The following is a 14713-nucleotide window of genomic DNA, read 5'->3' as shown; positions in this document are numbered from 1 at the left end:
GTACCGTGGGTTAAATAAACCGGCAGCTGGTATTTGCGCGCAAAGGGCCAACGCCTTTGATGTGGTCACCGTGTTCATGGGTGACCAGAATGGCACTGATGTCTTGTGGTTGGTGGCCAAGCAGTTGCAGGCGGCGCTCGGTTTCTTTGACAGTAAAGCCACAATCAACCAGCAACAAAGCGTTGCTGGATTTGATCAGGGTAGCATTGCCTTTGCTGCCGCTACCCAAACAAGCAAACTGTAAGCCCATTAAGCGATATGCTTTTTAATTAATTTTAAAATTTTGGTGGTTTGTTTGTTGTCGAGTGCAGCACCGTTTTGTCGCTCAATGGTGATTGATACGGTGGTGTCATTAATTGGTGTCATGCGAATAAAATAAGGAATACCAAGATCGGTTTTATCGGTATCTGTACTCTTGCCCCAATTCCAAAGCCAGCTGAAAAACCCGTCTTCTTCCTCTTCATCATTGGTGTTATCGAGATAATGTACGTAATACAGTTTTTCGTCCCGATTTAAATCATCGATACTAAATTCAGCTTTCTCCAGCGCGCGGCCTAATGATGGCCATGCCCGGGAAAAATTGAGTTTGAGTTTAATGAAGGGGATGGCGTTGGCATCTTCCTCAAGTGTTACTTTGCCCGAGGAGTCTATAGCTTGCTGAGCGAGCATGGAAACTGAGGCAGCTGCGGCACTATCAGCAAGATATTGCGCCAGACTTTCAGTCATTATTTTTTCACGCTCTTCACTACTGGAGCTTTTGGGCCAGCTATCCGTGCCAGCGCGAAGGTCAGCTTGTAATACGTACACTTCACTACTGCCGCGTTGTACACCTTGCTCGATCCGCAAGCGATAGCGTTCGCGCAGTGCGTTTTCACCTGAAGGTTGTAACCAGGCAGTCTCTAACATGCCGCTGGTGGCATCGGCTCGTTGTACCGTTAGCTGATTCAGGCTAAGAAAACCGCGCAAGCGTGGCCAAACCTGACCGGGTGCGCCATCGACTAAAATCCAGCGCTGATCACCTAGCGTGTTGATGCGAACGGTGTCGCGTTCTACATCTTCGGATAAGGCCTCTGGCCGGGGAATAATAAATTTTTCGTCCAGTGAAGTGCGATCACTGATAGGAGGAATGGCGTAACTGTCATCCAGTGACTCACTGTCGATCCCGGCAGGTAATACCAGTGGCGTCTCAACTTTGGCTTGGCGGTAATCATTGCTGCGATCTCGAAAGGTGCCGTCATCGCCGAACAGCCAGCTACAAGCGCTAACCTGAATAATAACAGTGATACCGGTGATGAGTTTCAACACTAACTTCATTGGATAATTCCTGATTGCTGCATTGCTTGCTTTAACTGTGGGCGCAACGCTTCAGAAAAAACTGTTAAGGGAAGGCGAATGCCTTCGGTAATCATCCCCATTTCATACAGCGCCCACTTGGTGGGGATGGGGTTGGATTCTAAAAATAAACTGCTGTGTAGCGGTAGTAATTGATTGTCGAGCTGTTGAGCTCGTTCGCGATCACCGGCAATAGCGGCAGCACACATTTGTGCCATCAACTTTGGTGCGACGTTAGCGGTAACAGAAATATCACCTTTGCCACCAGCCAGCATCAGCTCCATGGCGGTTGGGTCGTCACCGGAATAAATGGCAATGCGGTCAGAGCAGCGTGCGATCAAGTCGCGGCCACGATCCAGGTCACCGGTAGCGTCCTTAATCCCAATAATATTGTTAATGCTGGCCAAGCGGTCGACGGTATCGTTTTGCATATCGCAGGCGGTGCGGCCGGGGACATTGTATAAAATTTGCGGAATGCTCACGCTCTCGGCAATCAGCTTATGAAATTGAAACAGACCTTCCTGGGTAGGTTTGTTGTAGTAGGGGGTTACCAGCAAGCAGGCATCAACCCCAGCTACTCTGGCAGCTTCGGTCAGTTCAATGGCTTCGTGGGGACTATTCGCTCCGGTCCCGGCGATCACCGGTATTCGGCCATTGATTTGGTCGACAACATGTTTGATCACCATGCAATGCTCGGACACACTCAGGGTGGCCGATTCGCCGGTAGTGCCAACCGCGACAATCGCATTCGTTCCTTCCTGCAGATGGAAGTCCACCAATTTACGAAGCGCTGGCCAGTCAATATCACCAGTGCTTGTCATCGGGGTTATCAGGGCAACCATACTGCCAGTTATCATCTATGTTCTCCGCAGGGAAGGCAAAAGCGTAATGGTACTGAGGGTGCTGTTTAAGCTCAAGCGGGAAAACGTAAATTGATGATATATCCAGCGATATTGGCGAGATAAACCGTCGAAATATGGTATTTGTCGGGAAAGTTGAATTACACTGCGCAGGCTTTGTCCAAACCCTCATCATTCACCTTAACAATGTTGGAAGCTACTGATGCGTACCTGGTTATTTATAGTACTTTTGAGTGTCTGCAATACGTCATTATTGGCTCAGGTTTTGAATCCTGAGGCATGGCGTAGCGAGCCCTTAACTTACAACGACCAAGTCTATATGCAGCGTCAGCATGACAGTATTGATGCACTGGCGCGTCGCCATTTTGGTCGCCAGCTAAATGGCAAAAAAGACAATGATTTTGCGGTAATGCAACGTTTGCTCGATGAGAACATTGTCGGTGCCGAGCAGGTAACCGAGTTACAGGCTATGGGCATTATTTTGGGCCAGCTGTTAAAAGCGGAGAAAGGTTTGATATGGGTGATCTATACCGATAAATATGGTCGTTCCAGAGCCTTGCAAGTACCGGGTATTGATAAGGAGTTTATTTTTCCTGCCACCCAGATTTCGCGTAAAGCCGAGGTGGGTATTCGGGTGGATGTGCGTCAGGTTTACGCTACCTTGCTACAGGCAGTCACAGATATCCGCAACAAACCTCCGTTTTAGCCGGTTATTGTTACCTATAGATAGAACCCATAATAATACAGCGGAAAGGCTGAGGTACCAGTAGCAATCATACTCAGCATGCCCAGTGTTCCCCAGCGTTTATGGGTTTTACTGAAGTGGTTGGGGGCGGGCGGCTTATCAAATTTTTTCAATGACAGTATGATTAATACAATCCAGATAAGGGTGGTCAAAATCGCTACCAGGGTATGGCCATAAATTAAGCTGTTGAGTAAGGTGGTGCCGTTATAGCTGCTGGCTTTGGTCAGCTCGAAAATGCCTCCAGACAGTTTTAAATCTGCCTCAAATAACACCACGGCGACCGCCAAAATAGAGGCCAGCGACAGCTGCACTTTTTTATGCGTGACGTAGTCCTGATTGCGGACTTTATGCCAGGAAAATAATAGTGCGGGCAAAATAATAAAAAAGGCGAGGATAACCAGATCCATTAATATATCGCCCCGTGTGCCTAAAAAACCTTGCGGTAACATAGTTCGCTCCTGTGATTTTTAATGGCTAAATTGTGACTGAGGTGTAGTTCAGTTGTAGTCTGATATTGGTTCGATTATGCCGAAAGTTTTAACTTATCGAATACCGCTTCCAGTGCGCGTTCCATAAAAGATTTTTTCAGAGGCTTGGCGATCCGAATATTCCCTGCAGCCATCCCCTTGGCGAGATTGTATTGGTTTTCTACCGCCTGTTTAACGCCAGTTTGATCCACAAACATATAGTGACTGGTGACCTTGCTATACCAGGCCAGTTTCAAAGATTGCACGACTTTCTCCCGATCAAATTCAAACCAGGTGCCAAAGGCGATTTCTTTAAGACGTTCAACGATACTTTGTTCTTCTTCGCTGAGGGGAGGCATGGGTGGAGCTAATGGTTTTTTGGGTTTCGCAATTATCTTTGCTGTAGCTTTGGTAGTGGTTTTTTCAGCTGGTGGTTGCGGTGCGGTTGCCGCGACTTTGTCGCTGCCACTTTGTTCGGCTTTTTGATTGTGGTCGGCAACCTCTTGCATTACTGAACTGTGGTAGGCAAGTTCCTGTGCTTCTTTGAGTGCTAGTAGCAAACCTTTGGAGGCTTCCGGATCGTAGCCAATGGTTTGTAAGCCTTCGGATACAGACTGTTCCAGGTCGGTTTGGTGGCGCTGGAAGTCAGCCTTATTATTGGCTACTGCAGCTGGACGCACGCTCCATACCACACCATCCACTACTTTTAATGCAGACTGCCAGGTCAAGCTTTGATCGCCGTGTCGTAATAAATTAAAGGCCAGAAAATCTGCCCAGGGTTTATGCAGCAATGTGGCAATTTTTTCAGGGATGTCAGCTTGCTGTAGTCGGGAGGTGATTTCATCCACTGCACGCTGTTTGGATAACTCCAGTTTTTCCAAACCTTGTTGCGATTCAGTGTTGCGCTTTTCGACCATGCGCGAGCGTTTTTCAAGATTATCTTTAAAGCGTAGAAAGTCTTCCAGTAATTGGTCAAAAATACCGGCGTCATCTATAAAGCCTTTTAAGACTGTTTCAACAATGCTTTTAATTTTTGGTAAAACTGTACGGTCGTTATCTTCTTTAACCCATTTGCCACCAATATCGGCCATGGTGTTCAGTAACACTCTGGCGCTGTGTTGATAGTTATCAAGAAAGGTTTTATCCATTAATGCCAGCTTGAGATAGGGGGTATGCAAATGACTCAGTAGTGATTTCACCGCATCATGTAAATTAGCGTCATCCAGCATATAGCGAAAAATCATTCCCACTAAATCGACCGTGTCGGCATCACCTTGGGACATTTTATGGCGGGCGGTGGGGTCGCTTTGCTGGGATAGCCGATGAAAAAGTTGTTCTTCAACTTTCTCTGCAGCGAGCGAACGATTTTGTGATGCGGCAGATAAAAATGCTTTGGATTGCTGAATGGCACTTAACGCCAGGGCATAGTCGACCGCAGAAAAAGTTTCTTTGCCGCCTTCACTACCATCGTTGGGGATGCCTGCGAAACTGACTCCTCCTGCTGTTTCGGTGCGCGGGCCGAGGTTCGATTGCAGCTGCCGAATAGCACTGTAAAGTTGTTGTTGATGGGCAATATTTTGTGCGGGTTCCACTACCGATTCCTGTTCGGTACTGTCGCTTGCCGGTGTTGTTGATTGAGTAGATTGTTGCGAGCTTTGGGCGGCTGCTGAAAAACGTAAATTAGCCAATATCCCTTTTTCAACTAACAGCGAATTTAAGCCGTCTAATTCTTTTGCAAAACTCAGTACAAACACTTTGCCTAGCTGTTTATAGATCATGATTTTGGTTTTGCTGTCGAAAGATAATTGCGTGACAGCTTGTTGAGCAGCGGCGCAGACTTTAGCGGGACCAAAAGGATTGGTTTCATCACTAACGTTTTTGCCGCCGCGTAAAACCGCCAGGCGTCGATTGAGCTTCCAAAGGGTTTCTGAGTTGCGGCTATTGGATTTGGAAACAATAACCGATATGGCCAGTTCGTCTTCCAAATCATCACGTTGAACTAGCGTTAGGCTGTTGGCATCAATCGCTTCGTCGATGGAGATTTCTTGATCGAGGCCATCAACAAAGGCCTGATAGCTTTTTTTCAGTGCTTGCTGGAAGGTGGTTTGCATCACACCGCTATTGGCTTTTAGCTGCTGCATGGCTTCAAAGTAACGGCGCTGGTCGTCGTTGCTGGTGCTTTGCTCGGCCTGCTCGAACAACATATCGGAAATGGTTTTTTCTGCTGCCATAAATAAATCGCCATAGAATTTATGGGCGTGATCGCGGCAGTGATTCAGTAGTTCCATTAAAGCGTGGTCCATTACTTATAATGAGCAATGCATCATATTTATTGATGCAATTGATGTAATAGTAATAATGTAGCCTAATTTCCTAATAGTAGGAGGTTAAACCTGTGTTAAATAAAGGTTTTTTGTGGATTGTCGCTATTTTTTAAAGATCATATCACTGCACTTATAAAACCAGCCATAGCAGTGCCGGCATGCTTACAAAACTTATCAGAGTCGACATCACCACTAAACCGGCTACTGCCTCTGGTGACCGTCCATAGCGGTGGGCCAGTAGATAATTAAACACCGCCGCTGGCATGCTGGACTGGATGATAAGGACACCCCGAGCGGCACCCTCCAGATCCAATATTTCGGCCACCAGAAACCCCACGGAGAGGCCAATGGCAAGCCGGCACAAAGCCAGCCCGGTGCTCAAGGCAAAGTCTTTTACTTTAAGTTGCGCCAGCGACACGCCCAGGGTGATTAACATAATAGGGATGCTAAAGGAGCCCAGCAGATTAAGGCTTTGCTCTAACCATAACGGTAATTGGGTGTCGGTAAAGATCAGCGTTGCGCCGATCAAGCCCGAATAAACTATCGGCGAGCGCCAGGTGTTGCGCCAGGCACTTTGACCACTGACCAGAGCGATACCTAGACTAAATTGAGTGAGACTAACCACCAGATAAATACCTAACGCGATGGCTAAGCCTTCCTCACCAAAGGCAAACAAACATACCGGCAACCCCATATTCACAGTGTTAGGGAATAGCAATGGCCCTAAATAGACCGGTAGTGACAATTTAAACCAGCGGCAGATCACCGTGGCTAGCAATCCGGTAAACAGCAGTACCAGGGTGGCAGCTAGTAAAGTATCGATTAAGGCTTGAGCGGGCATGGCCACTTTACTGAGAGTGCCCACCACCAAACACGGTGCGCCCAACATTCATCACGATGCGCGAAACAAACTGGCTTTCAAAGGGTGTGCCGCTGCGAGCCCAGCCGTAACCCACTGCTGCACAAATGAGAATAGGGGCGATAATGGTAAATACTTCGAGGTACATAGGGTGAGTTACTGCGGCCAGAGTAAAAAGAAAAACGTATTTTACCCAGCTGCCAGTGAATAGCTGAAGGAATTTCCCGATCCACTATCGCTTGGGATAAATTAGCTGTTTTATAGTTTTAGTATTCAATCGCAGTACGAATTGTGTAGAGCTAAGACAGAGGCTGGAACGCTAAAACTGCTAATTTATCCCGGACAGTATTGCGACTCCGATCTGGAATCTAGTGCTACGAAGTCTTGAGTCGTGCGTTTTCATGGATTAGGTCAAGGCCTGATTTCTTCAAACGCTCGGGCTATACTACGGGTCAAAGTTTGAGGTGTGCTTATGTCAAAAATTTTTCCGGCAGCAACTGCTGTGTTGGTTCGCGATAGCAGTGATGGTTTGGAAGTGTTGTTGTTGCGCAAATCGAAAAAGCTCAGCTTTGCTGAAGGCTCCTGGGTATTTCCCGGTGGCCGTATTGATAAGGCGGATTATCTGCATGACCTCGAAGATATCGAAGCCGCCGCCAGACGCGGTGCAGTGCGTGAAACCATGGAAGAGTCGCAGCTGAGCGTGGATGCGCAGGCATTGTTATATTTCTCCCATTGGACGACACCACCAGAACACACCAAACGCTTTGCCACCTGGTTTTTTATTGGCGAAGTTGAGGGTGATAGCCATGCAGTTGAGGTGGATGGTGGCGAAATTGTCGAGCATCGCTGGTGCCAGCCAGCCGCAGCCTTAGCTGATCAACAGGCCAAAAAAATCACCATGATGCCGCCCACTTTCGTGACATTAACGGAGTTGGAGCGCTGTAATACTGTCGCTGAAGCCTTGTCGATGTACCGCAATCGCCCTGTGCCGGAATTTATGCCCAAGGTCACCATGACCGATAATGGTATCGCTATGTTGTATCCTGGTGATGCTGGTTACGATCAAGCTGATCAGGATATTCCCGGTCCACGTCATCGTATGTGGATGCTGGATGAAGCCTGGCGTTATGAAAAAACGCACAGTGATGAATAAAAAGCCGCGTTATTTTTGCCAGTTATATTCACTATGTTGGCGCGGCGGCGGCCTACAGTTTTGCTGCGATTTAAAAACTGCTACTGTTGCGCCCTGATATTAATCCCACAGTCAACTGACCGTTTTGCAGGAGCCAGTTATGAGCAGTAGTTTTCATCCTACCCCACGAACCCTGATGGGACCGGGTCCCTCCGATGTAAGTCCTAGAGTATTGGAAGCGTTGGGGCGGCCAACTATCGGTCACCTCGATCCTGAATTTATTGGTTTGATGGATGAAATAAAAAGCTTGCTGCAGTACGCCTTGCAAACAAAAAATGCATTAACCCTGCCTGTTTCGGCACCGGGTTCTGCTGGCATGGAGGCTTGTTTCGTTAATTTACTCGAGCCGGGTGATAGCGTTATTGTCTGTCAAAACGGCGTCTTTGGCGGTCGCATGAAAGAAAATGTTGAGCGCTGTGGTGCTACCGCGATTATGGTGGAGGATGATTGGGGTAAGCCTGTATCCATCGACAAAGTCACCGCCGCGTTTACTGCTCACCCTGAGGTAAAAGTGTTGGCGTTTGTACATGCAGAGACTTCAACCGGCGTTGCCAGCGATGCCAAAGCCCTGTGTGAACTGGCCGCTGCCAATGGCGCGTTAAGTCTTGTTGATGCAGTCACTTCAGTCGGTGGTATTAATGTGGATCTCGATGGCTGGGGTGCAGATGCTGTTTATTCCGGTACCCAAAAATGTTTGTCCTGTGTGCCCGGTATTTCCCCTGTCAGCTTTAGCGATCGCGCCGTGGAGGTGATAAACAATCGCCAACATAAAGTGCAAAGCTGGTTTCTCGATATGCAATTAGTGATGGGTTACTGGGGGGCGAATACCAAGCGAGCTTATCATCACACAGCCCCGGTGAATGCGATGTATGCGCTACACGAATCCTTGGTGATGTTGAAAAATGAAGGCCTGGAAAATGCCTGGGCGCGTCATCGGCAACACCACCAAGCGTTAGTGGCGGGTTTGGAAGCTATGGGATTGACCATGCTAGTGGAGAAGCCCTATCGCTTACCGCAACTGAACTTGGTGGGTCTACCCGAGGGTGCTGATGACGGTGCTGTGCGCAGTGCCTTATTGGCCCAGTACAATTTGGAAATTGGCGCAGGTCTTGGGGCGTTGGCCGGTAAAGCCTGGCGCATCGGTTTGATGGGCTACGCCGCTAACCAAAATAACGTGTTACTGTGCTTGTCAGCGCTGGATAATGTGCTGTCGGCACAGGGTGCCACTATCAATCGTGGCGTTGCTGTAGACGCGGCGCTTGCCAGTTACGCCTGATTCGCCATGCCCACGGCACCCTTTGCGTCGCTGTGGGCTTAATGTCAGCACTAAAGGGCAAAGCGCAACACCAGATAGGGACCTAGATTGAACACCAGTATCAACAGCTTCAAGAGTCCCATCCCCGCATAATGGGTGACATTAAATTGTTGTTCGGTAATCTTGAAGATGCCGCTATGCAGGGCGAAGATCCAGTGCCGGCAGCTACAAAATAACAACACCCAGACTAATAAAACACCGTAGTTAATAACCGCGCACCAAGCCAGGCCGCTGCGTAAGATTTCCCATTCCATCTACACCTTCCCCTCTTTGATTCATACTGCTGAGTGTAGCAGTGTGCTATTTACAGCTATTGCGCAGGATCAAATGAAAGTGGTGCAGAGCGTACGGCGGGATTATTACTAAAAATTAAATGGCTTGCCTGGCTTCAGGATAGTGATGAATTTTTAATTTAAATTCATATATTTCAAAAGCTTAGTAAAATATTTGCGATTAAAATAAATGCCGCCAGCGCCAGCCTTTGGTAATAAGAAAGAATTTAGCCTTTCAGCTCTTGCATCCTTTTTGAGCTTTTGTATGATTGAAACTAATAACCATTAGTTAAAGTGAGCATGGGTTACTGAATTACCCCCTGTGTTCGCTGCAGATCAATGAATAACACCGAGTTGTGAGGATAGTACGATGAGTGATAATCCCAATGTAGCTGCTGAGGGCCGTTGCCCTTTTGCCAATTTTTCGAATCTGATCGATCCGGAGACCTATGCCGAAGGCATGCCCTACGATGAGCTCAAGCGTATTCGTGATTCGGGCCCCATCCACTGGATGGATGATCCCACCCGTGGCCGCCCTTATTGGTTGGTAACAGGGCGTGATGAGATCGATCAGATCTCCAAAAACCCAGCCGTTTTTTCCAGCGAAAAAGCCACCGCGTTAGCCGACGAATGGTCACCGGAAGAAATTGAAACAATTCATAAGCACATGACCATTAATATGGATCCGCCGCGCCATTTAACCTCGCGTAAAATTGTACGCTCAGTATTTACCCCCAAGAAAGTGGATTCCTATGAAGCCCGTTTTCGTGAGCATGCCAGAAATATTATTGATCAAGTAGCTGCCAGAGGTGAGTGTGAATTTGTTGAGGAAGTGGCTGCTGAGTTGCCATTGTTAGCAATTTTGGAATTATGTGGTATCCCGCCTGAAGATCGTAAAGATTTTTTCGAGTGGACCAATACTATGATGTTTAATGAAGATCCAACCATGTCGGTCTCTAAAGAAGAGACTGAAATGGCGTCAATCAACGTTATCACCTACGCCATGAAACTGGCCGCAGAGCACAAGGAAAACCCCAAGGACAATATGATTGGGGCGCTATTGGCCGGCACCAACGGCGAAGATGGTTTTAATGAAGATGAATTTGTTTGGTTTTTCCTGATGTTGATTGCTGCGGGCAATGAATCGACCCGGACTATTACCAGCCACGGCATGCGGTTGTTGATGGAAAACCCCGAGCAAATTGAGTATTTAGTCGAAAACCCCGATAAAATTCCCAACGCCTGTGAAGAAATGCTGCGCTATAACACAGCCTTTATTTTAATGCGCCGTGAAGCTTTGGAAGATGCGGTGGTGGGTGGCCAGCAAATCAAAAAAGGCGACAAAATCATTCTGCATTACCACACGGTCAATCATGATGAAAAAATCTTTGGTGACGATGCAATGACTTTTGATGTGCGTCGCGCGGAACGGATGCCTGACTTATATAAAGAGCACCGCTCGTTCGGCATCGGTCAGCATTTCTGTTTAGGTTCGCATTTGGCGCGGTTGGAAGTGCGGATCATGTTTGAAGAAATTATCCCGCGTCTACGTCACCCCAAGTTTGCGGGTGAGGTTGAATATACGCGTTCTAGTCTGGTCAATGGTATTAAGAAAATGCCGATTACCTTTGATCCGGAAGTTAAGAGTGCAGGCAAAGTTAAAGAGGAAGCTGCGGTCGCTTAATTTGGATTGTGTTCAAAAAAAAGCCTGTCACTGTTCAAGTGACAGGCTTTTTTTAGAGTAATTGATGAACAATAGCGATAGTACCGACGACAAAGCAATAATAAGAAAAATATTTTAGCTGTGCATTGCGTACCAGTTTAATCATCCATTGGCAGGCAAATAAGCCGGTGACAAAGGCGGCAACAAAACCCGCTGCCATCACACTGATATGGTCGTTACTGACGTTTAATGCGCCATCCATAATATCCTTGGCGATCTTGCCAAATATCAGCGGCACTACCATCAAAAAGGAAAAGCTGGCAGCTTTGCTACGGTCCACACCGAGTAATACCGAGGTGGAAATGGTCGCGCCCGAGCGGGAAATACCCGGTAATATGGCAATAGCCTGGGCAATACCGATAATCATCGCGTGTTTAAAGCTGACATCTTTTTCAGTATTTTTTGCGTTATCAGCGACTAATAATAATAATCCGGTTACCCACAGCATTAAGCCAACCAGTAATATTTGTTTATCAAATAAGGTTTCCAGCTCCTTGGAAAAGATCACGCCAATAGCGGCGGCGGGAATCATGCTGGCGATGATTTTTATTGAGAACTGTAATTCATCGTTATTCTTAAATTGAAACAAACCCAACACAATCCGCGAGACTTCCTTGCGGAAAATAACAATAGTGGCCAAAGCCGTAGCGAAATGCAGGACCACTGTTAACAGCATACTTTCCTGTGGAATACTGGTGTCACCTAACAGCGCTTTGGCTAATTCCAGATGACCACTGCTGCTAACGGGTAAAAATTCGGTTAAACCCTGGATAATGCCTAGGATAATGGCTTCAAAAAAAGACAAGTGTTGGCTCCTGTGGTTGAATGGCTAGATGCTAGATGCTAGATGCTAGATGCTAGATGCTAGATGCTAGCGGTATAGCTATTGTTATTAGGGGCAGAATAATAGTATGGATACTAAAGCCTTGTCATTAGTGGATGCTGTGAATAATGAAGTTTAGGGTGTAGCTGTCGATAAATACCACGCTATTGGCAAGTGCAGTGAATGATAATAAGTTTTCGATCTTGAAAGGGTAGTGGTTATGGCTATTAATCGGCGGCATCATCGGCTAGGTATCGCGTTCATTTTATCGGGTGCGATACTGTGCTCTGAGTCAGTACTGGCGCAATCGGCAGTGGATACGTCAGCGTTTGACAATGTAGTCGAGACCGTTGTGGCTGCAGCCAATAGTGGCGCCGCAGCACCGGTGGTTTCTCATAAGCAGTCCTTGAGTTTGGAACAGGCGTATCACACTCAAACACTGGCCGTTAAGCAGCGATTGGCAGGCGCGGTCCCGCAGGGATTTAAAGCCGGGCTCACATCAGTACCGTCGCGAAAAAAATTTAATGTAGATCAACCAGTGGCGGGGGTGTTGCTAAGTGGTGGCAGCGAAGTTAAGGCAGCTGCCGGCAACGTGGATGGCAGTGGCTATAACAATATGATGCTGGAAATTGAAATCGGCTTTAGCGTCAATAGTGTGATTGATCAGCCGCTAAATGATATCGCCAGCTTGAAGAAAAAAATTGCCAAGGTATATCCGGTGATTGAATTACCGGATCTGTATTTTGATTTACCCAAGCAATTAACCGGTGTGGATATCATCATTAATAATGTGGTGGCGAAACAGTTTTTGTATGGCGCAGGTCATGATCCGTTCCAGTTTGATCTCAATCAGCTCAGTGCCGAATTGCAACATGATGGCGTGACTATTCTGACCGGGCGCGGTGTTGATGCGATGGGTGATCAGTGGCAGGCGCTGCTGTGGTTGGTTAATCGCACCGTTAACAATGGCTGGCAAATACAGCCGGGGCAATTATTAATAACCGGAGCGCTGGGTAAAATGATCCCGGCAAAACCCGGTGTTTATCAGGCGGACTATGACGAGCTAGGTAAGTTGGCATTCACCATTGATTAATTGCTCGTATCATTAACCGTCGGTTAAATCGCTTGTTCAACGTTGTAACTATCATTGCGAACGGCTAAACCTTGTTGTCGCAACGTAGCCAACAATTGTTCGCTATCCGCTCTATTCAAAAACTCGCCCAGCGAAATTTGCAGTGATTCCCCGACGGCGTTGGTGTGAGTAATCTCTAAATGAATCGACTCCCAGCTGTGCGCAGGTCTTTGCACCAGCAAGCGGCACTGCGCTTTATCCAGCCGCCAGAATTGCTGTGGCTTGTTAAAGCCTTTTTCAATAATCAAATGCTCGCCGCAAAAACGAATAATATGGCGCTGGCGCGCTTGCCGGCAAACAATATACAAGGCACTGCCCAGCGCGGTAATTTCCAGACCAGTCACCGGTAAAATTAACCAGGCACCAATCAAACTAAAAACCGTGGCCACCACACCGGATAACAGCCCAACCACAATTAAAATTTGCTTATTGCGCTGCCAGCTGGCCGATTGATTAGGTTGGGCAATAATATAACTGGCGGTCTCATCAAGAGCCGCAGTGGCGGGATAATCGCTAATGGCGGAAACAGTAATCACTGGTCTCTCCCGAGGGCAACTCTAAATAATGGCAAACGTTCTCTGCGCAACCAGCATGCCTGCGTAGCGCTGCCTTAATCCTGAATTTATCTGGAGGCCAGAGAGCATTTGCCATTATTCAGAGGTGCCCTTACTGTTATTATGCACCGATTGTACACCTGTCGATTAAAAAATCACCTACCTCTACGAAAGGGGTTAGTAGTGATTAAAGTGCTTGGGAGCGAATATGTTCAAATACCTGATTAGTGCAGCAAAGCTGGCGGATTGTTATCAGCAGCCCAACGTCGTTGTCATTGATTGCCGTTTTTCACTGGCCGATACCGAAGAGGGCGAGCGTAATTACCAACAGGCCCATATCAGCGGTGCCCATTACCTGCATCTGGATAAACATCTCTCCGGCATTAAGTCAGTACACGGTGGTCGTCACCCCTTACCCGATAGTGAAACCTTGGCAGCAATATTGCGGGACTTAGGTGTCAATCAACAAACACTGATAGTGGCCTATGATGACCATCGTTTTGCCTTTGCCTCTCGTCTGTGGTGGTTGCTGCGCTACCTTGGTCACGACAACGTTAAAGTGTTAGATGGTGGCTTCAGCGCTTGGCGCCAGTTAGATTTGCCAGTGGATAATGAGAGTCCTATAGCCGCGCAGTCGGGAAATTTTTCAGCCACACTCAATGCCGCGATGGTGGTCGATATCAATGAAGTGAAAACCATCCCTCATAGCCAATCTTCAGTATTAATAGATTCACGCGAAAAGGCGCGTTTTTTAGGTCAGCAGGAACCAATCGATCCCATTGCCGGGCATATCAATGGTGCAGTTAATTTTCCCTGGCAGGAAGTCACCGATGCGCAGGGTTTGATGCAGGCTGATCCGCAGCAGCGGTGGGGGGATGTTTTAGCGCAGGAGGATGTTGTGGTGTATTGCGGTTCCGGGGTGACGGCTTGTGTGAATTTGTTGGCGTTGGCTGAGTCGGGCGGGAGGATGCCAAGTTGTATGTTGGGGGTGGAGTGATTGGTGTTCGTATTTGTTGTTGGAGAATGGCTCTGGGTAGGTTTTTTTTACACTATTGTCATTCCTGACTTGATCAGGAATCCAGAGCTACAGAGTGCATGTTTCTATTCTTATATCG

16 protein-coding genes are annotated in these 14713 nt (G+C 47.5%); 6 read left to right on the top strand and 10 right to left on the bottom strand.

Annotated elements, in window-relative coordinates:
* Positions 1-10: 10 nt before the first annotated feature.
* The 3 genes from UNITIG_RS25795 to dapA are packed head-to-tail and all read right to left on the bottom strand — an operon-like array spanning position 11 to position 2189.
* Positions 11-250 carry an MBL fold metallo-hydrolase gene (locus tag UNITIG_RS25795; protein ID WP_369809226.1) on the bottom strand — a complete coding sequence of 80 codons (240 nt, stop codon included), beginning with the start codon at positions 248-250 and terminating at the stop codon, positions 11-13.
* On the bottom strand, positions 250-1314 hold the full coding sequence (gene bamC / locus UNITIG_RS20295) for an outer membrane protein assembly factor BamC (RefSeq protein WP_101760163.1): 1065 nt from the start codon (positions 1312-1314) through the stop codon (positions 250-252). The genes UNITIG_RS25795 and bamC overlap by 1 nt, the downstream gene beginning before the upstream one ends.
* Positions 1311-2189, bottom strand: a complete 879-nt coding sequence (dapA, locus tag UNITIG_RS20290) for a 4-hydroxy-tetrahydrodipicolinate synthase (protein WP_101760162.1) — start codon at positions 2187-2189, stop codon at positions 1311-1313. The genes bamC and dapA overlap by 4 nt, the downstream gene beginning before the upstream one ends.
* A gap of 205 nt (positions 2190-2394) precedes the next feature.
* Between dapA and UNITIG_RS20285 the strand changes: the two genes are divergently transcribed.
* Positions 2395-2898 carry a DUF3806 domain-containing protein gene (locus UNITIG_RS20285; RefSeq protein WP_235015537.1) on the top strand — a complete coding sequence of 168 codons (504 nt, stop codon included), beginning with the start codon at positions 2395-2397 and terminating at the stop codon, positions 2896-2898.
* Positions 2899-2912: 14 nt separating this feature from the next.
* Here the strand turns inward: UNITIG_RS20285 and UNITIG_RS20280 are convergent, their stop codons facing one another.
* The 4 genes from UNITIG_RS20280 to UNITIG_RS23185 all read right to left on the bottom strand — a co-directional run bounded on the left by UNITIG_RS20280 (position 2913) and on the right by UNITIG_RS23185 (position 6735).
* Positions 2913-3386 carry a DUF420 domain-containing protein gene (locus UNITIG_RS20280; RefSeq protein ID WP_101760160.1) on the bottom strand — a complete coding sequence of 158 codons (474 nt, stop codon included), beginning with the start codon at positions 3384-3386 and terminating at the stop codon, positions 2913-2915.
* 74 nt (positions 3387-3460) lie between these two features.
* Complete coding sequence (locus UNITIG_RS20275) at positions 3461-5692, bottom strand: DUF1631 domain-containing protein (protein ID WP_159931245.1); 2232 nt, start codon at positions 5690-5692, stop codon at positions 3461-3463.
* Between the two features lie 166 nt (positions 5693-5858).
* Positions 5859-6569 (bottom strand): AEC family transporter, encoded by a 711-nt coding sequence (locus UNITIG_RS20270; RefSeq protein WP_159931244.1) that lies wholly within the window; start codon positions 6567-6569, stop codon positions 5859-5861.
* Positions 6570-6576: 7 nt separating this feature from the next.
* Positions 6577-6735: a hypothetical protein gene (locus UNITIG_RS23185; protein WP_159931243.1), complete on the bottom strand. Its 159-nt coding sequence runs from the start codon at positions 6733-6735 to the stop codon at positions 6577-6579.
* Positions 6736-7059: 324 nt separating this feature from the next.
* On the opposite strand from UNITIG_RS23185, the gene UNITIG_RS20265 reads away from it, so the two are divergent.
* Complete coding sequence (locus UNITIG_RS20265) at positions 7060-7740, top strand: NUDIX hydrolase (RefSeq protein ID WP_101760156.1); 681 nt, start codon at positions 7060-7062, stop codon at positions 7738-7740.
* A 139-nt stretch (positions 7741-7879) separates the two neighbouring features.
* Entirely contained in the window at positions 7880-9055 is a 1176-nt protein-coding gene (locus UNITIG_RS20260; RefSeq protein WP_200821389.1) for an alanine--glyoxylate aminotransferase family protein, read from the top strand.
* A gap of 50 nt (positions 9056-9105) precedes the next feature.
* Here UNITIG_RS20260 and UNITIG_RS20255 read toward each other — a convergent pair whose 3' ends face one another.
* The gene (locus UNITIG_RS20255; protein ID WP_101760155.1) at positions 9106-9348 is read right to left on the bottom strand and encodes a DUF6868 family protein; all 243 of its coding nucleotides are present in this window, start codon (positions 9346-9348) and stop codon (positions 9106-9108) included.
* A 388-nt stretch (positions 9349-9736) separates the two neighbouring features.
* Here UNITIG_RS20255 and UNITIG_RS20250 point away from each other — a divergent pair, with 388 nt between their 5' ends.
* Positions 9737-11050 (top strand): cytochrome P450, encoded by a 1314-nt coding sequence (locus UNITIG_RS20250; RefSeq protein ID WP_101760153.1) that lies wholly within the window; start codon positions 9737-9739, stop codon positions 11048-11050.
* A 52-nt stretch (positions 11051-11102) separates the two neighbouring features.
* On the opposite strand, the gene UNITIG_RS20245 is transcribed toward UNITIG_RS20250, so the two are convergent.
* Positions 11103-11894 (bottom strand): undecaprenyl-diphosphate phosphatase, encoded by a 792-nt coding sequence (locus tag UNITIG_RS20245; protein ID WP_101760152.1) that lies wholly within the window; start codon positions 11892-11894, stop codon positions 11103-11105.
* 238 nt (positions 11895-12132) lie between these two features.
* Between UNITIG_RS20245 and UNITIG_RS20240 the strand changes: the two genes are divergently transcribed.
* Complete coding sequence (locus UNITIG_RS20240; RefSeq protein WP_101760151.1) at positions 12133-13005, top strand: 2-keto-4-pentenoate hydratase; 873 nt, start codon at positions 12133-12135, stop codon at positions 13003-13005.
* Positions 13006-13028: 23 nt separating this feature from the next.
* Here UNITIG_RS20240 and UNITIG_RS20235 read toward each other — a convergent pair whose 3' ends face one another.
* Positions 13029-13580: a DUF2244 domain-containing protein gene (locus tag UNITIG_RS20235; protein ID WP_101760149.1), complete on the bottom strand. Its 552-nt coding sequence runs from the start codon at positions 13578-13580 to the stop codon at positions 13029-13031.
* A gap of 226 nt (positions 13581-13806) precedes the next feature.
* Here UNITIG_RS20235 and UNITIG_RS20230 point away from each other — a divergent pair, with 226 nt between their 5' ends.
* A complete protein-coding gene (locus UNITIG_RS20230) occupies positions 13807-14595 on the top strand; it encodes a sulfurtransferase (protein ID WP_235015536.1) in 789 nt (262 codons plus the stop codon).
* Positions 14596-14713: the final 118 nt, after the last annotated feature.

This window comes from Oceanicoccus sp. KOV_DT_Chl (genome assembly GCF_900120175.1).
Lineage (GTDB): Bacteria > Pseudomonadota > Gammaproteobacteria > Pseudomonadales > Dasaniaceae > Oceanicoccus.
This window is presented reverse-complemented; position numbering and strand designations above follow the sequence as displayed.